At 57.0% G+C, this 16,143-nt stretch carries 18 protein-coding genes; 13 read left to right on the forward strand and 5 right to left on the reverse strand.

The annotated features are described in order from the left end of the window. Positions 1-25 precede the first annotated feature (25 nt). Both Q4G72_RS14730 and Q4G72_RS14735 read left to right on the forward strand, forming a co-directional pair. The gene (locus tag Q4G72_RS14730) at positions 26-703 is read left to right on the forward strand and encodes a cytochrome b/b6 domain-containing protein (protein ID WP_303312194.1); all 678 of its coding nucleotides are present in this window, start codon (positions 26-28) and stop codon (positions 701-703) included. A 118-nt stretch (positions 704-821) separates the two neighbouring features. After that, positions 822-1,325 carry a hypothetical protein gene (locus tag Q4G72_RS14735; RefSeq protein WP_303312195.1) on the forward strand — a complete coding sequence of 168 codons (504 nt, stop codon included), beginning with the start codon at positions 822-824 and terminating at the stop codon, positions 1,323-1,325. A gap of 115 nt (positions 1,326-1,440) precedes the next feature. Here Q4G72_RS14735 and Q4G72_RS14740 read toward each other — a convergent pair whose 3' ends face one another. Next, positions 1,441-2,484 (reverse strand): NAD(P)-dependent alcohol dehydrogenase, encoded by a 1,044-nt coding sequence (locus tag Q4G72_RS14740; RefSeq protein WP_303312196.1) that lies wholly within the window; start codon positions 2,482-2,484, stop codon positions 1,441-1,443. Positions 2,485-2,600: 116 nt separating this feature from the next. Here Q4G72_RS14740 and Q4G72_RS14745 point away from each other — a divergent pair, with 116 nt between their 5' ends. Further along, complete coding sequence (locus Q4G72_RS14745; RefSeq protein WP_303312197.1) at positions 2,601-4,148, forward strand: glycosyltransferase family 39 protein; 1,548 nt, start codon at positions 2,601-2,603, stop codon at positions 4,146-4,148. Between the two features lie 8 nt (positions 4,149-4,156). On the opposite strand, the gene Q4G72_RS14750 is transcribed toward Q4G72_RS14745, so the two are convergent. Together Q4G72_RS14750 and Q4G72_RS14755 are read right to left on the reverse strand one after the other, a co-directional pair. Further along, positions 4,157-4,900 carry a DUF1990 domain-containing protein gene (locus Q4G72_RS14750; RefSeq protein ID WP_303312198.1) on the reverse strand — a complete coding sequence of 248 codons (744 nt, stop codon included), beginning with the start codon at positions 4,898-4,900 and terminating at the stop codon, positions 4,157-4,159. Next, a complete protein-coding gene (locus tag Q4G72_RS14755; protein ID WP_303312199.1) occupies positions 4,872-5,432 on the reverse strand; it encodes a DUF1990 family protein in 561 nt (186 codons plus the stop codon). The genes Q4G72_RS14750 and Q4G72_RS14755 overlap by 29 nt, the downstream gene beginning before the upstream one ends. A gap of 167 nt (positions 5,433-5,599) precedes the next feature. Here Q4G72_RS14755 and Q4G72_RS14760 point away from each other — a divergent pair, with 167 nt between their 5' ends. The 3 genes from Q4G72_RS14760 to Q4G72_RS14770 all read left to right on the forward strand — a co-directional run bounded on the left by Q4G72_RS14760 (position 5,600) and on the right by Q4G72_RS14770 (position 8,730). Continuing rightward, positions 5,600-7,150, forward strand: a complete 1,551-nt coding sequence (locus Q4G72_RS14760) for a serine hydrolase (RefSeq protein WP_303312200.1) — start codon at positions 5,600-5,602, stop codon at positions 7,148-7,150. 211 nt (positions 7,151-7,361) lie between these two features. Next, positions 7,362-8,048, forward strand: coding sequence for a deoxyribonuclease V (gene nfi / locus Q4G72_RS14765; protein ID WP_303312201.1), 687 nt, complete (start codon positions 7,362-7,364; stop codon positions 8,046-8,048). Positions 8,049-8,058: 10 nt separating this feature from the next. Next, on the forward strand, positions 8,059-8,730 hold the full coding sequence (locus Q4G72_RS14770) for a hypothetical protein (protein WP_303312202.1): 672 nt from the start codon (positions 8,059-8,061) through the stop codon (positions 8,728-8,730). On the opposite strand, the gene Q4G72_RS14775 is transcribed toward Q4G72_RS14770, so the two are convergent. Further along, on the reverse strand, positions 8,671-9,645 hold the full coding sequence (locus Q4G72_RS14775; RefSeq protein WP_303312203.1) for a glutamate--tRNA ligase family protein: 975 nt from the start codon (positions 9,643-9,645) through the stop codon (positions 8,671-8,673). The genes Q4G72_RS14770 and Q4G72_RS14775 overlap by 60 nt on opposite strands. A 338-nt stretch (positions 9,646-9,983) precedes the next feature. Between Q4G72_RS14775 and Q4G72_RS14780 the strand changes: the two genes are divergently transcribed. The 6 genes from Q4G72_RS14780 to Q4G72_RS14805 all read left to right on the forward strand — a co-directional run bounded on the left by Q4G72_RS14780 (position 9,984) and on the right by Q4G72_RS14805 (position 14,177). Continuing rightward, positions 9,984-10,697, forward strand: a complete 714-nt coding sequence (locus Q4G72_RS14780; RefSeq protein WP_303312204.1) for a pirin family protein — start codon at positions 9,984-9,986, stop codon at positions 10,695-10,697. 92 nt (positions 10,698-10,789) lie between these two features. Continuing rightward, positions 10,790-11,362: a nitroreductase family protein gene (locus Q4G72_RS14785; RefSeq protein WP_303312205.1), complete on the forward strand. Its 573-nt coding sequence runs from the start codon at positions 10,790-10,792 to the stop codon at positions 11,360-11,362. 27 nt (positions 11,363-11,389) lie between these two features. Beyond that, positions 11,390-12,100, forward strand: coding sequence for a pirin family protein (locus tag Q4G72_RS14790; RefSeq protein WP_303312206.1), 711 nt, complete (start codon positions 11,390-11,392; stop codon positions 12,098-12,100). A gap of 164 nt (positions 12,101-12,264) precedes the next feature. Further along, positions 12,265-12,552, forward strand: a complete 288-nt coding sequence (locus Q4G72_RS14795) for a YMGG-like glycine zipper-containing protein (RefSeq protein WP_303312207.1) — start codon at positions 12,265-12,267, stop codon at positions 12,550-12,552. Between the two features lie 212 nt (positions 12,553-12,764). Further along, on the forward strand, positions 12,765-13,622 hold the full coding sequence (locus tag Q4G72_RS14800) for a nuclear transport factor 2 family protein (protein ID WP_303312208.1): 858 nt from the start codon (positions 12,765-12,767) through the stop codon (positions 13,620-13,622). Between the two features lie 27 nt (positions 13,623-13,649). Then, complete coding sequence (locus tag Q4G72_RS14805; protein ID WP_303312209.1) at positions 13,650-14,177, forward strand: class IV adenylate cyclase; 528 nt, start codon at positions 13,650-13,652, stop codon at positions 14,175-14,177. A 30-nt stretch (positions 14,178-14,207) separates the two neighbouring features. On the opposite strand, the gene Q4G72_RS14810 is transcribed toward Q4G72_RS14805, so the two are convergent. Continuing rightward, positions 14,208-14,735 carry a GreA/GreB family elongation factor gene (locus Q4G72_RS14810; protein WP_303312210.1) on the reverse strand — a complete coding sequence of 176 codons (528 nt, stop codon included), beginning with the start codon at positions 14,733-14,735 and terminating at the stop codon, positions 14,208-14,210. A 558-nt stretch (positions 14,736-15,293) separates the two neighbouring features. Between Q4G72_RS14810 and Q4G72_RS14815 the strand changes: the two genes are divergently transcribed. Continuing rightward, on the forward strand, positions 15,294-16,082 hold the full coding sequence (locus Q4G72_RS14815; protein WP_303312211.1) for a ferritin-like domain-containing protein: 789 nt from the start codon (positions 15,294-15,296) through the stop codon (positions 16,080-16,082). Positions 16,083-16,143: the final 61 nt, after the last annotated feature.

The raw sequence follows: 16,143 nt of genomic DNA on the forward strand, positions 1-16,143 counted from the left end.
CCTGATTTCCCTTCTACTCTTCTGCATGGCACAGCCTACCATAACCGAAACTTCTTCTGCTAAAAAATACTCTGCCGGTCTGCGTATCTGGCACTGGGCTAACTGGGCCGTTATTTCGGGCCTTCTGAGCACCATTCTGTTTCTGAAGGTTATCATCAATATGCGCGGCCTGTTTCCGAAGATGCAGGAGGCCCTGGCGAAAAATGGCATTGAAGCCACCAAGGAGCAGCTGCGTGGTATTGGCGGGCTGGTCAGTCACCGCATCTGGGACTGGCACATTTACCTGGGCATAACCCTGTCCGGGCTGCTGCTGTGGCGCATTGTAGTGGAGATTACCCAACCGGCTTCGCAAAAGTTCAGCGCCCGCCTGCATCAGGCCAAGCAGTCTACCCAAGATGCCCCGCTTAAGCCTTTCCGCCTGCGGCACTCCGTGGCGGTAAAGTATTCTTACCTGATTTTTTATGTGCTGCTGCTGGTGATGGTCGTGACCGGGCTGGCCCTCACTTACGCTGATGACGTGGAGGCGCTACACAAGCTGGAGCACACCATTAAAGAAGTGCACAACGTGAATATGTATCTGATCCTGGCCTTCTTTGCGGTGCACCTCGGCGGGGTGGTCTGGGCAGAGCTGACCAAGGACCGCGGCGTGGTTTCTGAGATGATTCACGGCGGCGGGCCCCATCCGACGGATAAGCGGGCCTGATCCTTGCAGACTGAGTTTTTCTCAGGAAAAACGCCCGCCGAATGGTAACTTCCATCCGCCCTGGCGGCCACAATGCTGGCTCCTGGGGCGGATTTTTGGTTTCTTATCACTGTTTTGTATGCGCCGTTGTCTTTTGCTGTTGGGTGTTTTAGGATCGGGGTGGCTGATAAGCAGTACACCGCCGAAGCCGGCCGCCGCTCATTTTCTAACGCTGCGCCGCAATGGCGAGGCCATTGTGGCGGATACCCTCAGCTCCCGTTTTGATGTAACCCCCAGTGCCGGCCAAGTCCTCACGCTCACCATCGTGCCCGCCGACTCTCCCGATGACCCCGGCCTGACCATTATGGTGGATGAATTTAAGCCCGTCCCCGCCGTATACCGCTTCAAGGAGATACTGAGTGGCCACGTGCGTGAGGCCTCCTACCGCGTGGGCGAGATGTCTGCCGAATCCAAAGCCTGCCAGCTGAACGACGGCGAAGTGCGCATTACAGCCGTGGATTTGGAGCATCACCAGCTCACGGGCACATACCGGGCAGTACTTTGCCAGACCAATGTGGCCCGCAGTGCTGCCAAACGGCTGGTACTGGAAGGCAGCTTTACGTACCCATATGAGGTGCGGTAAGAGCACAAAAAAACGTCCTGCGAAGCGCAGTTGCCACATCTTGCCGGGGTAGCCATTACCATCCCGTGAGATGCGTCAACTGCGCTTTGCAGGACGCTAGTACTTGATTCTGTGCTTATAGCGTGGCCATATCAATCACGAAACGGTATTTCACGTCGGATTTTAGCATCCGCTCGTAGGCTTCGTTGATGTAGTTGATGGGAATCACCTCCACGTCGGAAACGATGTTGTGGCGGGCGCAGAAGTCGAGCATTTCCTGCGTTTCCTCGATGCCGCCGATGAGCGAGCCGGCAATGCGGCGGCGCTTGGCAATGAGGTTGAAGGCATGCAGCTGCGGGGCTTCCGGGGGTACCCCCAGCAGAATCATCGTGCCATCACGGCGCAGCAGATTCACGTACAGGCTCATGTCCAGCGGCGCCGAGACAGTGTTGATGATGAAGTCGAAGTAGTTGTTCACGCGCTTCAGCTGCTCAGCATCCCTGGTAACCACAAACTTGTGGGCACCCAGCGCTTTGGCATCGGCCTCTTTGTTAGGCGAGGTGCTGAGCACCGTTACTTCGGCGCCCATGGCTACAGCCAGCTTTACGGCCATGTGGCCCAGCCCGCCCAGTCCCATAACGCCCACGCGGTGCCCCTCACCTACTTTCCACTGACGCAGCGGCGAGAAGGTGGTAATGCCGGCGCACAGCAGCGGGGCCACTCCGGCCAGCGGCAGCGTATCAGGCACGCGCAGCGTAAAGGCTTCCGCTACCACAATATGGTTGGAATAGCCGCCGTAAGTGGGCGCGCCCGATTTCAGCTCGCGGCCGTTGTAGGTGCCCACAAAGCCTACTTCACAATATTGCTCCAGCCCCTCGCGGCAGCTGGGGCAGGTACGGCAGGAGTCTACCATGCAGCCCACGCCGGCCAGGTCGCCGGGCTTAAACAGGCGCACATGCTCGCCTACTTTTACCACCCGGCCTACTATTTCGTGGCCAGGTACCATGGGGAAGATGGAACCGCCCCACTCGTCGCGCACCTGGTGCAGGTCGGAATGACACACGCCGCAAAACAGAATTTCAATTTGCACATCGTGCGGGCCTACTTCGCGGCGCTCAAACTGGAAAGGCTCCAGCGGAATGTTTGCCGCAGGAGCAGCATAGGCTTTGGTTGGTAGCATAAAACAGGTTTATAAGTGCGGAGATAGAAACGTTAACTGATCCGGCGAAGGAAAGTTGGTGTGGATGCAGCGCATATTGCGCTTTCCCTATTTTTGAGGAATTCTACGGCTCCTCTATGTCTGCACTTTATTCGCCTTCCCGTCGGTTTTATGGCGGCTGGCTGTTGGCTTTTTTCTTCCTCAAAATACTGGGGCAGTACTTGCTCATTCACCCGGCCTACGAGCTCCACCGCGACGAATACCTGCATCTTGACCAGGCCAACCACCTAGCCTGGGGCTACATTTCGCTGCCGCCGCTAACCTCCTGGGTAGCGTGGCTGGTGCAGGCACTAGGCAACGGGGAGTTCTGGGTGCATTTCTTTCCGGCGCTGTTCGGGGCGCTTACGCTGGCCCTGGTGTGGGCCCTGGTGCACGAGCTGGGCGGCGGGCTCTACGCCAAACTGCTCGCCGCTACGGCCGTGCTGCTTTCGGCGCTGCTGCGCCTAAACCTGCTGTTTCAGCCCAACTCCTTTGATATTCTGGCCTGGACGGCCGCTTATTACTGTCTGATTCGGTACCTGAACACCCGGCGCACCGGCTGGATGCTGGCCTTGGGTATAGTGCTGGGCCTGGGCCTGCTAAACAAGTATAATGTGGTATTCTGGGCGGCGGGTATGCTGCCGGCCCTGGCGCTTTCCGAGCATCGGAACCGGGTGTTTGGCCACCGGGCTACCTATCTGGCGCTGGTCCTGGCACTGCTGATTTTCCTGCCGAATCTGCTCTGGCAAATACAGCACGGCTTCCCGGTGGTCTGGCACATGCAGGAGCTGCAAAAAACTCAGCTGGTACACGTAGAGCGCGCCGGGTTCCTGAAAGAGCAGCTGCTGTTTTTTTTGAATAGCCTGTTTGTGCTGGTGGCAGCCTTGGTGGGCCTGTGGCGTTATGCCCCTCTGAAGCCCTATCGGTTTGTGGGCTGGAGCGTGCTGTTTACGCTGGTGCTGTTTACGTACCTGCGGGCCAAGGGCTATTATGCCGTGGGACTGTACCCGGTGTTGCTGGCCATAGGGGCCGTGTATCTGGAGCACTTGCTACGCGCCGGGCGCTTGCGCTACGTGCGGCCGGTATTAGTGGCGGTTATAGCCGCATTGTTTATACCCATGCTGCTGATTGCCTTTCCCAACCGGCCACCCAAGGTCATTCAGCAAAAAGGTGAGCGGTATCGGGCAATGGGTTTGCTGCGCTGGGAAGATGGCCGCGACCATGCCCTACCCCAGGATTTCGCCGATATGCTGGGCTGGCGCGAAATGGCGACCAAGGCCGTGCAAGCGTATCAGCTGTTGCCTGATTCCCTGCGGCAGCACACGCTGGTGCTCTGCGATAATTACGGGCAAACCGGTGCGCTCAATTATTACGCCCTGCACCGGCTGCCTCCGGCCGTTTCCGTCAATGCTGATTACGTGTACTGGTTTCCGGACTTGCGCCACCTCCAGGCTATTGTATTGGTATCCAATGATGCGCTGTCGGCGGAAGATGCCCGGCATTTTGCCCACGTGCAGCAAACCGGCACCGTAGCCGAGCCCCTGGCCCGGGAGTTTGGCACCCGTATTTACCTGCTCATCGGCCCCGATGCGGCTATTCTGCGTCAGTTGGAGCAGGAGATAACGGATGGGCAGCAGCTAAAATAGCCGGCAGCTTACTGGGCCTTCTTTAATTGTTCCTGGGCGCCTTTACTGGTTTCTGCGGCTTCTACGGGCGGAGCTGCCGCGGCTGGCGGCGCCGTGTGGCCCGAGCGCAGCATTTCTTCCACCTGCGCGTGCAGCCGCTTCATAGACTGATGCGCAAAGCGGCGCTGCAGCATCCGCCCAAATAACTTAAAGCCCAGCCAGTAAAACGGGTTGCTGATCTTGCCTACCTGCGAAAAAGCATGGATGCGAAATACCACGCGGCCGGTACTTAGAAATTTATGCACGGTGAAATCAATCTGCCCGCGTTCAAAATGGCCTTCCAGCGTGCGGTAGTTGTAGCCCCACACTTGTTCTTCGCCCTCGGGAGAAGCCCGCTTTTCATCGGTTACGCCCCCAATACGCACGCCAAACCAGAAGGTAAAAACCAGGAAGCGCCCCCGTAGCACCATCAGGCGTTTTTCCAGCGGCTGCTCAGGCACGAAAATGCCGGTAATCAAGTCGGGAGGCGGGAAGGAATAGCGGCGCAGTACCTCCCGGGCAGCGGCCCAGCTACCATGCTCCTCCACGGGACCAGGCGTTTCGGGTGGCAGCTCTATTTCATAGTCATCCACGCGCCATCCGTTTTCGGCGGTGTACTCATTGGTAGCGGTTAAATCGAAGTTGACTTTGGCCTTTTCGTAGGCTTCCAGCCGGGGGCGGAACTGTTCCCAGAGCGGCCGCGGCTCAGCCGTGTTTAACATCGTGCTTGGCATGGTCGTGGTCGATGGTTTCAATAGTGACCGGGCCCAGCGCCCGGCCGCCGCTGTCTGCAGCCACCCGCTCGCAGAAGATGCGCCAGGTATGCTCCTGCACCAGCTTGCCCACGCCCAGGGTGTCATAGGCAAAAGCCACGAGGCCGTCGCGGGAGCGGGCCCAGGAGTGAATTTCGAAGCGAAAAACCTCCTGTGGCTGGCTTTCCAGGGAAAAGCGGATACGCCCCGCTTCCGGGTGGCCTTCCAGCGTTACAAACTCAAAAAAGGTTTTCTCGACTTTCGTTACCCGCACAGTACCATTCCAGGGGCCCAGAATCTTGATCCGAAACTCGTCGCCCACATCCAGGCAGTCAGATGCGCCTTGGCTTTTCTCGAATTCAGCCAGTAAGTCGGGGCAATACTCGGGCACGCGGCACCGCACGTGCTGCATAAGTTGCTCCACTGTTTGGGTGGCGCCCACAATATCCACGAAATAGCGGCGCTCCAGCAGCGGACCGGCCCCATCTGGCGCCTCCTGTTTGGCTTTACTCATGTGGCTTGTTTATTTTATGGCGGTATGTGCCCGGCTTGAGGCTAACGCAAGCAGTGAATTTCAGGTTGACATAAGCTGAGGCGCACAGGGTTTCCTACATTTGATACACGCAGCGTTTAGGCGGTTACGCCGTCTGTGGCTACGTTTTCTTTTCTCTACTTCTTTCTATGCGTAACTCCTTATTTGCTGGCCTGGCGCTTGGCTTGGGCAGCTTGTTGTTGAATCTGGCCCCTCGGCCCGCGTTGGCGCAGTCCGGCCCCGCTTCTTCCTTCGTAGCCGACAGCCTGGACCGCTACATCCAGCGCGGCATGCGCCAGTGGGAAATTCCTGGCCTGGCCGTGGTCATTGTGAAAGATGGCCAGGTAGTGGCCGCCAAAGGCTACGGCGTGCGGGCAGTGGGCAAGCCCGAGCCGGTAGATGCCAACACCCTGTTCATGATTGCCTCCAACACCAAGCTGTTCACGGGCACTGCCATTGCCAAGCTGGCCGAGGAGAAAAAACTCTCCCTCAACGACCACGTGCAGCAATACCTGCCCGGCTTCCGCCTGTACGATTCCACTGCTACCCGGCTGGTAACCGTGCGCGACCTGCTGGGCCACCACCTGGGCACCAAAACCTTCCAGGGCGACTTCACCTTCTGGGACTCCAACCTCAGCCGCCAGGAAATCATTGACCACATGCGCCTGCTGAAACCAGTAGCTCCCTTCCGCCAGGACTACGGCTACTGCAATGCTGGTTTTCTGGCGGCCGGCCAGATTATTCCGGTAGTTACGGGGGGCACCAGCTGGGAAGACTACGTGCAGCAGAACATGCTGCAGCCACTGGGCATGAACAATACTTACATGCTCACAGCCGGTATGGGCCAGCGGCCTAATCTGGCCCTGCCCTACACCAACACCTACGCCCCACTCAGCCTGCTGCCCTTAGACCAAGTAGACAACCTTGGCCCGGCCGCCAGCATGGTTTCCTGCGTGAATGACCTGGGCAAATGGCTGCGCCTGCAGCTGGACAGCGGCAAATACGAAGGCAAGCGCGTGCTGCCTTGGAGTGTGCTGCGGGCCACGCGGGATGCCAATACGCTGCTGACGACCCGCAGATCCACTCTACTGCCCACGCACTTCCGCACCTACGGGCTGGGCGAGTTTGCTACCGATTACAACGGCAAGCAGGTATACTGGCACACGGGCGGAGCTTCGGGCTACGTGAGCAACGTGTGCTTTGTACCGGAAGCCGTCCTGGGCATTGCTATTCTCACCAACCAGGACAACCAGAGCTTCTTTGAGGCCCTGCGCTACCAGTTGCTGGATAGCTACTTGGGCGTGCCCTACGTGGACCGCAGCGCCCAGTTTCTGGCTGCTTCCCGCCCCGGCAACGAGGAAACCAAAGCGGCCGTGGCCAAGCTGAAGGAACGGGTAGCCAAGAAGACCAGACTGGCGCTACCGCTTGCTGCCTATGTGGGCCAATACACGCACCCGCTTTACGGCCCCATCACCATTGAGAAAAAAGGCAAGCAGCTGGTAGCCAGCTTCAGCCGCCACCCCGCCCTGCGTGCTACGCTGGACTACATGGACGGCCAGGAATTCCGCGCCACCTACTCCAATGCTACCTACGGCATATTCCCGGCGGTTTTTGCGGTGAAAGACGGCAAAGTGCAGAGCGTGGAGCTGCGCGTGAACGAGGGCATCGACCAGGACCCGTATCTATTTGCCAGGAACTAATAATTGGTATGGATGAATGCCCGAACGGGCCGGTGGTTGCACAACTACCGGCCCGTTCGTCGTATAGGGAAGTAGATAACAACCGTCCGCTCGCGCGGAGTCGTGGCATTACGCTAGGGTGCTATACCCCAGCATTGTCTTCACGCCCGGTGTCCCGATTTCGCTCAACCGGACGAACGATTTTGTCCTTCTAATTCCTGACTTGATTCTTATGCCCTATTACCGTCCCGCCCATCCGCCCGTTGATCCACTGATAGTCCGAGACCTGACGCAGCTGCAGGAAACTATGCGCAAGCAGGTGCGCCTGGAGCCCCTGGCCCATGAGCCGCAGTTTATTGCCGGCTGCGACTCCTCTTTCCCGACACCGACTACTATCCTCTCGGTATTTGTGCTCCTGAAGTACCCGTCGTTGGAGTTGGTGGAAAAGGTGTGGAATACGGAGGTGGTTGAAATGCCCTATGTGCCGGGCTTCCTGTCCTTCCGCGAAGCGCCCAATCTGCTGAAAGCGTATACCAAGCTGCACCAAAAGCCCGATGTGATTATGGTAGATGGACACGGTATTGCGCACCCCCGCCGTATGGGTATTGCCGCACATCTGGGCGTGTTGCTGAATAAACCCACCTTCGGGGTAGCCAAACAAAAGCTCACCGGTACCTATACCGAGCCGGATATCACCAAAGGCAGCATTTCACCACTCACGGATAAAAACGGCGAGCTGCTGGGTGAAGTAATTCGCAGTAAGGACAAGGTAAATCCGCTGTTTGTGAGCCCGGGCCACCGCTGCGACCAGGCCACGGCCACGCGCCTCACGCTGGCCTGCCTGCGTGGCTACAAGCTACCCGAGCCTACCCGCCTGGCCGATTATTGGGCCGAGGAGTTCAAAAAAGAGCTACGCTAAACTGATAAGTATGGGCCGCTATTTTATATCAGTTGCCGGGGTGGTGAGCATGACGCTGGGCCTGCTGGCATGCAAGCCCGATTCGCAGCCTACCACGGCATCCACCTCCCCTACGGCCGCAACACCGCCCCGGCAGGAGACGAAACCAGCTACTCCTCTTCCTGATACTACCCTGTTGGCTGCCTGGCAGCAGTTCGACCAAGCCATACGAGCCCATGACACGCTGGCCCTGCAACGCCTGCTGGACCCCGCCGTAGGCCTGTGGGTACTGGAGCAGCCCGGCGCTATGCCGCGCGTCACGCACGTAGCCCACGTGCGCGACTTCCGCCGTGACTACCAAAGCCTCCCCCTGTTTTCGCTGGCGGAGCAACTGATGACGTGCTCCACTCCGCTGGTGGTAAAGCAGCTACCTGCCTTTGACTGTGGCATGCAGACGGATACTACCTCCGGTTATGCGCGGGATGGTTGCTTCGTTAGTTCAGCGGCTGAGTTTCGCCGTCTGGATGTGTGGCCCTATGCTACGGTAGTGGGTGGTACGGCTGCGGAAGGCCAAGGGGCGCAACGCCGCGCTATGCGGACCATCCTGCAAACCCGCTTCAGCTTTAAATTTCACTTTGCGAAATCAGCCGACGGTACCTGGCGGCTTGTGTTTCTGGATCTGCGTATTCCCTGTAGTGCCTGACAGGGGGAGCAAGCCAGACATGGCAAACGCCTCTTGTAGCGCCGCTAATGACTGGCCCGCTGGTTCCGGTAGCTCCAACAGGCGCGCTACGGCAGCATACACCGGCTGTGGAGTAGTTGCTTCACCCATTATTCCTCTATCTAAAACCTGCTGCTGCGACTTAGAAAGCTTCTGCCCATTGGCGGCGGGCAACAGCGGGTGATGCACAAACCGGGTGGTGCTAAATGCCGCCGTGGCAGGTACCTGCGCGGCCAGCCAAAGCTGGGCAGCGGTACTGGGCAGCAAATCGAGCCCGCGCACAATGAGTGTGGTGCCCAGGCGCACATCATCGGCAATAGAACCAATCTGGTAAGCAGCGGTGCCGTCTTTTTTGCGCACCACAAAATCGCCCAGGTTCTGCGCCAGCGGCACTTCTATCTGGCCTTGCCAGAGGTCGGTGAAAGCAATACGCAGGGTCAGGGGTACGTGGGCCCGCCAGGCGGTTTCAGGTATATCAAAGGAGACGTGCTGCTGGCGGCAGGTACCGGGATAGAGGCCATTATGGGAAGCACGTAGGATATCGGTACGGGAGCAGCGGCAGGCATACAGCAGCCCGGGCACGGCACGTAGCTTGTCCAGTAACTGTTGATATTCAGCCAGGCGGTGCTGCTGGGAGTAGCTCCGCTCAAAGTCCTCGGGGCCGCTGGGGCCTTGGTCATAGTCGAGGCCCAGCCATTCTATAGTGCGGAAAATATTGTCCAGGTAAGCCGGGCGGAGACGGGCGCGGTCCAGGTCATCAATGCGCAGGTGCAAAGTACCGTGGGCACGGCGTACCAGCAGCCATGTCAGCACGAAGTTGACGGCATTGCCCAGATGCAGGTAGCCGCTGGGCGTGGGCGCTAGGCGCGATACGACGGGAGAAGGATTGGCGCTCATTTAGACGCGAAAATTACGCTTCCCGGGCATTTGCAGGCGGCAGGATGGTTGAAACAAAAAAGAAAGTCATGCCGAGCTTTTCGAGGCACCTCGCCCGCTTCGTCTGTCATCCTGACGAAGGAAGGGCTTTTTCCCGCAGAAACGAGTCGTTGTTACGATGGTCGTTCCTCAGGCCTAAGGGCCTTCCCATAGCTCAGGATGACGTTTCTATCTATATGACGTTCGTTCAACCTATAGTTCTTACTTCAGCCGGAAACATTATTACCTCAATTGATGTATGTACATATATCAGACAGAAAACCACTTACCTTCTGCCCTGATTTTCAACCTACAGCATTATGAAAACGGTTTTCCACGCGGCTTCTACCCGCGGCCATGCCAGCCACGGTTGGCTTAACTCTTACCATACCTTCAGCTTCGGCGGCTACCAGAACCCGGATCGGGTGCATTTTGGGGCTCTCCGGGTGCTAAATGATGATACCGTGGCGGCGGGCATGGGTTTTGGCCGGCACCCGCACGACAACATGGAAATCATCAGTATTCCACTGTCCGGCGACCTGGAGCACCAGGACAGCACCGGCCGCAAAGCCGTTATCCGCCACGGCGACGTGCAGGTGATGAGCGCCGGTACGGGCATTGCGCACAGCGAGAAAAACCACAGCAACACGGAGGAAGTAAAGTTTCTGCAGATCTGGGTGTTCCCTAATAAGCGCAATGTAGCGCCGCGCTACGACCAGCAGACCTTCCGGGCCGAGGACCGCCACAACCTGTTCCAGCAGATCCTTTCCCCTTCCGCTGATGATGCGGGTGTCTGGATTCATCAGGATGCCTGGTTTCACCTGGGCGACTTCGACGCTGGCCAGACCACGGAATATGCAGTTAAACGCCCCGGCAACGGCGTATATGTATTTGTGCTGGAAGGCGACGCTACGGTGAACGGCCAGGCCCTGCACCGCCGCGACGGTCTGGGCGTTTGGGATACGGACTCGCTGCAGATTTCCGCCGATAGCCATACCCAACTCCTGCTCATGGACGTACCCATGAGCCTGTAAGCTGAGTTTTCAGCCTGCGTGTTCTTTTTTCGGCGGCTTTGGCTGCACTTTTTCGGCTACGGATCCTACCCGCGCCTTTTTGATTTTTCGATATGAAAGTTGCCACCACCACTTACCCGGTTCATGAGCTGATTCGCAAACGCTGGAGCCCCCGCTCGTTTGCCAGCTATCCGGTAGCGCCCGAAACCATGGGCCAGCTGTTTGAAGCCGCCTCCTGGGCCCCCAGCGCCATGAATGAGCAGCCCTGGCGCTACATCTACGCCCACCACGCCGATACCGAAGCTTTTCAGAAAATGGTAGACTGCCTGCTGCCCGGCAACCAGCCCTGGGCAAAGAATGCGGCCGTCCTGGTGCTGGCCTTGGCCAAAACCCACTACGATAACGGTACGCCCAACGGCGCTGCCCTCCACGACCTGGGCCTGGCCAACGGCAACCTGATTCTGGAAGCTACGGCTCTGGGGCTGCACGGCCACTTTATGGGCGGTTTCGACCGGGCCAAAGCGCAGGCAACCTTCCATCTGCCCGAGAACCTACAGCCCGCCGTCATGATTGCCTTAGGCTATCAGGGAGAAGCCGAACAGCTGGAGGAGCCCTTCCTGAGCCGTGAAAAGGCTGGCCGCCAGCGCAAGCCGGTACAGGAAATTGCCTTTCATCAAAGCCTGTAATCTTCACACATCTTCCCGAGCATTCTTATGCACTACCGCATCATCCGCGCCGCCGAACGGGGCCTGAAGGATATTGGCTGGCTGCAGAGCAACTTCACGTTCTCCTTCAGTAACTATTACAACCCCGAGCGCAGCGGCTTTGGCCTATTGCGGGTGTTTAATGATGATTTTGTGCAGCGTGGAGGCGGCTTTGGCCTGCACGCGCACAGCAACATGGAAATCATCTCGGTGCTGCTGGCCGGACGCATGAACCACAAGGACAGCTTGGGTTACTCGGAAGTGATTGAGCCGGGTGGCGTGCAGATTATGAGTGCCGGCAGCGGCCTGCGCCACGAAGAGCACAATGTGGGCGACGAGGAAGTGAACTTTCTCCAGATCTGGATTGAGCCCAAGCTGCAGAATGTAACGCCCCGCTATCAGCGTCGGCAGTTTCCGGAGGAAAAGCGCCGGAACCAGCTGGTCACTATTGTGAGCAATGAGGAAGGCACGGCACATTGCTGGATCAACCAGAATGCGCGGCTCTCGCTGGGCTATTTTGAGGCCGGCCGCACACTAGACTATGCCCTGAATCCGCTGAATAAAGCGGTATTCTTATTTGTGATAGAAGGCAGCGTGCTGGTAAACGGGCAGGCCGTAGAGAGGCGCGACAGTATAGGCCTGTGGGCTACCGATAAAATTGCCATTGAATGCTCTGCCGAAAGTAAGTTCCTCCTTATTGAGGCTCCTATTAATTCCTGAGCCGCTCCACTTACCTTATACCTAAAAGCCTCTCGCCCGGGAGGCTTTTTTATTTACCAATAACCGCCCCTCCAGGTACCTGCGCCACAACCACTCCGGTCTGATTTACGTTTTAGCAAACACAGGATCAACTGGTTAACTCCCTCATTTTAAAAACAAAAACCATGCGGCTCCCTAAATACATCTTCGCTCTGCTGCTCGCATTCTTTATGCTGGGCAGCAACCTCACCAGTGCCGTGGCCCAAACCAAGCCCAAGAAACACTGGAGTAAAAAAGCCAAAGGCGCCGCTATTGGAGCTGGTGCCGGTGCCGTAACGGGTGCCGTAGTGGGCGGTGGTAAAGGTGCCGTAGTAGGTACGGTAGCCGGGGCCGCAGCTGGCGGGCTTATCGGCAAGAAAAAGGATAGGAAGAAAGACCCCGTGCGCTATAAGCACTACACGCGCAAAGATTAAGCAGGCTGCCCTTTTCCCGAACACTCCAGTCGCTCCCGCTGGGGTGTTCGTTTTTTTGCCCGGACCGGAAATGGCCTGCTGGTTGGTGTGCGAAACCCGGGGTGCCAGTAAAGCATACCTTTCGCTTTATAGGAAGAAACTATTTCCTACCTTCTGGCACCCTATAACCACCCACCCAGGTGCTAACTCTCTCCACCCCTTTATTCCACCGAATGAAGCCCACTTCCTTCCTAGAAACCGAGCAAAGCCATCTGGCCCTGGCGCAGTACTACCGCTGGTTCCAGATCTACGAGCGACCCTACACAGAGAATCGCATAAAAAATGCCACCGCGCTGCTGGCTGATGATGCTTTAATCAAGTCTGTTATAGGTGACCTGAATGGCCCGGCCGAGTTTCAGGAACGCTTAATGGAATACAAGGACTGGCAAAATGCGCATCATGTGCAGTATGCAACCATCACACCTCTCTCCGATGATAAACTGTCTCTGCTAGGCCACGCCCTTTTTCAGAACATCCGCCCCGATGGCACCCGTCACAGCTTCACCATTCAGTATGATGCCCAGCTGACGCAGGTATCCGGTGATTTACCGGTGTTCACTTTTTTTAAGCTTACCCCTACCAGCACCGTAGAACCGGCTGAGTTTGCTGACGCTTATCCCCAAAACCGGGTGACTTCTTTTATGCATTACTGGCTGTATTGCATGGAAACCCATAAGGGTGATGCCACCAAAATGAGGGAACTGTTTACGCCAGATTTTGAGCTGAATATGGCCACGGGCGGACATATTAATAATTGGGAGCAGTTTGAGGCCTGGATAAAATCTACCTACTCCCGTATTCGCTATACCAGCCACCGCACCCGCAATCTAACGGTACAGCCCAATCCTGATGGCACCCTATCTGCATCGTTTATGATGGACTGGCAGGGCATTTCGGCCGATGGCGAACCCATGATAGCGGAGATGCAACACGAGTGGCTGCTGGAAGATAACCTGGACAACCGCTTTGCGGCACTTAAAAAGGTACAGGTGGTTGCTACCAAGCCTTTTCAGGTAAGCTATTCGTTTTAACGGGCGGCTTTCCGTTATAGGTTTCAGATGAGTGACCTTGCTGCCTACCAGGATTACGCCGTAAAAGCGCCCGACCCCAACCCCGAGAATACCCGCCAAGTCCTAACACAACTGGGGGCACATTTTGCCGGCATTGATCAGCAGCGCGACACGTATTTTGCTGAAGCGCGTGGCAAATTAAAGCTCAGGGAAGGCACCATCGAACACCTGCTGATTCATTATGAACGGCTGCCCGATGCACAGGGCGCCCAACGTACCCGCACGTATCATTACGAGGCAAGTCCCAGCCCGGAGGCGGTAGCGGCCTTGTTCGCCAGCCGTGCTGTACTGGGCGTTGTAGAGAAGGTGCGGCGTATCTACTTCCTCAGCAACGTCAAATTTCATCAGGACACGCTCCCCAATGGCGGGCAGTTCATTGAAGTAGAAGCCATGGATAAGTATGGGCAGTTGGCTCCGGAGCAGCTGCGGCAGCAATGCTTGGCTTACCTAACCTTGTTTGGCATAGAGCCAGACCAGATCCTGCCGGCCGGCTATGGCCCCCAGGCGGCACCGTAGTCCCATATCCAGACTGGTCAGTAGAGGTTGCTAGCCCGGCGCATCATAGGTAATAGCTACCACCTCTACTTCTTCTTCCTTCGGCCCCAGGCGCAGGGCAACGGTTTGCCCAAGCCGGGCGCCTATGACTGCCCGCGCAATAGGGGCTACAAAGGCTACTTTGCCTTCGGCAATGGACGCTTCGTCTACGCCTACAATGGTAAAATGGCGCTCTGCTCCAGGTTTGCCGCCGCTGCGCGTGCGCAGGGTGATGGTAGCGCCAAACCGTACTTCGTTGGTGGGCTGGGTACGCGAATCTACCACTTTGGCGCTGCCAATCCGCTCCTGCAGGGCTCCCAGGCGGCCATTGAGCACGGTAAGGCGGCGGGTGCGGTCGGCTTCATTCTCGCGGTTGGCCTCGGCCTGGGCACGCTCAGCCTCCAGCGCCAGTAGCTCAGCGCGAAGCTGCTCGAGGCCTTGCGGCGTTACATAATTGGGCGTACCCGGTGGCAGTGCCGCCCGCGGCGGAATAATGGGCGCCTCCAGGGAATCATCTTCTTTGGTAAATGCACGGCTCATGCTTCCTGCTAACGCAGCCTGGGGTACCAGGTTACTGCTACATCTGCTACGGGTTAGCCCACAAAAGGCCATACCAAACCCTGACCGAGCAGCTGTGCTCGGCTAGGACTTGATGTAGTTAGGAAAAGCAATTGCCAGCCTATTTACCCGGAATAACGCCCAGCAAGTGTAGCACCCAGCCAAGCAGGTAGAAGCTAGGAATCAGCAGCATGTACACCCACCAAGGAATGTGACTCATTCGCTCACGGAGGCCAATTCTTCTTCTCGTAATTGCCATAGCAGTATCCAACGTTACTGTGTTGTCACCTCAATATAAGCAACTTACGTCATATTTTATCCGCATATTTTTCAATTCAGCAGGGCTTTTTACCTGGCGGAGCTTTTCTTTCCTGGACGAGGAAAATGGCGCTGGATCAGGGGTAGTGTAGTTGCTATGCAACGGGGCTATATGGGGTTTAAATGCGCAAAGCCTGTATTACTATTCAACCTGCCGGCCAAATCTGCGTAAGTCGTAGCACGTTTTTGTTATTGTTTTTACCCATTTATTACCTCTTAACCATGAATCAACCACAGCAACCTAATCAGGGCGGCAACACTGGCTCTGCCAATTCGCAAGCAAACAATACAGGCAGCCGTACCTCCACCAGCACTAACACAAGCGGAGCTGATGATAACTCTTTGCTGGGTCAGGCTAGTCAGTGGCTCGGCCAGGGAAATGTGTCAGATTTAATCGGACGTTTGCCGGAATCGGTACAGGGCTTGGGCACCAAAGCCGTAAGCCGCTTCAACCAATTAACGACCACACAGAAACTGGTAGGCGGCGCCCTGCTGGTACTGGGCGTGAGCTACCTCACCCGTAGCGGCTCTAAATCATCTAATGGCGCTAAGAGCGCGGCTTATGATTACGATTCCTCGGATACGGCTGACACCTTGCACGAACTACTTTTATTTGTAAACGACCGGATAGAAGGCTACCAGCGGGCCGTGAAAGAAAGCCAGGATCCACAGCGGACTGGCTACTATAAGCAGTTGGTAAGTCAAAGCCAGCGTTTTGCCAACGAGCTGAACGATTACCTGCGTCGCCACGGCGACGACCGGGAAACCAGCACCACGATGAAAGGCAAGCTCTACCGGGGCTGGATGGATACAAAAGCGGCCCTGACCGGCTTCGACGAAGACGCCATTCTGGGCTCTAACATCTACGGCGAAGAGTGGGCTATCAAAGCCTACAAAGACGCCTTGGATAGCGGCTCACTTTCCGGCAGCCTCCGGCAGGCTGTGGAGCGCCAGTATGCGCAGTCGCAGAAAACGTATCAGGAGCTAAAGCGCATGGAAGGCAAGAAGTAAGCAGCCTTTTCACGCATTATCAAAAGCCATTAGGGGCCGCACGAATTCGTGCGGCCCCTAA

Origin of the sequence: Hymenobacter sp. BT730, from assembly GCF_030542105.1 — a bacterium.
Lineage (GTDB): Bacteria > Bacteroidota > Bacteroidia > Cytophagales > Hymenobacteraceae > Hymenobacter.

Bases quoted from the DNA above. Each gene is read 5' to 3' on its own strand.
- Q4G72_RS14730 (WP_303312194.1), top strand. From the start codon at position 26: ATGGCACAGCCTACCATAACCGAAACTTCTTCTGCTAAAAAATACTCT.
- Q4G72_RS14735 (WP_303312195.1), top strand. From the start codon at position 822: ATGCGCCGTTGTCTTTTGCTGTTGGGTGTTTTAGGATCGGGGTGGCTG.
- Q4G72_RS14740 (WP_303312196.1), bottom strand. From the start codon at position 2,484: ATGCTACCAACCAAAGCCTATGCTGCTCCTGCGGCAAACATTCCGCTG.
- Q4G72_RS14745 (WP_303312197.1), top strand. From the start codon at position 2,601: ATGTCTGCACTTTATTCGCCTTCCCGTCGGTTTTATGGCGGCTGGCTG.
- Q4G72_RS14750 (WP_303312198.1), bottom strand. From the start codon at position 4,900: ATGCCAAGCACGATGTTAAACACGGCTGAGCCGCGGCCGCTCTGGGAA.
- Q4G72_RS14755 (WP_303312199.1), bottom strand. From the start codon at position 5,432: ATGAGTAAAGCCAAACAGGAGGCGCCAGATGGGGCCGGTCCGCTGCTG.
- Q4G72_RS14760 (WP_303312200.1), top strand. From the start codon at position 5,600: ATGCGTAACTCCTTATTTGCTGGCCTGGCGCTTGGCTTGGGCAGCTTG.
- nfi (WP_303312201.1), top strand. From the start codon at position 7,362: ATGCCCTATTACCGTCCCGCCCATCCGCCCGTTGATCCACTGATAGTC.
- Q4G72_RS14770 (WP_303312202.1), top strand. From the start codon at position 8,059: ATGGGCCGCTATTTTATATCAGTTGCCGGGGTGGTGAGCATGACGCTG.
- Q4G72_RS14775 (WP_303312203.1), bottom strand. From the start codon at position 9,645: ATGAGCGCCAATCCTTCTCCCGTCGTATCGCGCCTAGCGCCCACGCCC.
- Q4G72_RS14780 (WP_303312204.1), top strand. From the start codon at position 9,984: ATGAAAACGGTTTTCCACGCGGCTTCTACCCGCGGCCATGCCAGCCAC.
- Q4G72_RS14785 (WP_303312205.1), top strand. From the start codon at position 10,790: ATGAAAGTTGCCACCACCACTTACCCGGTTCATGAGCTGATTCGCAAA.
- Q4G72_RS14790 (WP_303312206.1), top strand. From the start codon at position 11,390: ATGCACTACCGCATCATCCGCGCCGCCGAACGGGGCCTGAAGGATATT.
- Q4G72_RS14795 (WP_303312207.1), top strand. From the start codon at position 12,265: ATGCGGCTCCCTAAATACATCTTCGCTCTGCTGCTCGCATTCTTTATG.
- Q4G72_RS14800 (WP_303312208.1), top strand. From the start codon at position 12,765: ATGAAGCCCACTTCCTTCCTAGAAACCGAGCAAAGCCATCTGGCCCTG.
- Q4G72_RS14805 (WP_303312209.1), top strand. From the start codon at position 13,650: ATGAGTGACCTTGCTGCCTACCAGGATTACGCCGTAAAAGCGCCCGAC.
- Q4G72_RS14810 (WP_303312210.1), bottom strand. From the start codon at position 14,735: ATGAGCCGTGCATTTACCAAAGAAGATGATTCCCTGGAGGCGCCCATT.
- Q4G72_RS14815 (WP_303312211.1), top strand. From the start codon at position 15,294: ATGAATCAACCACAGCAACCTAATCAGGGCGGCAACACTGGCTCTGCC.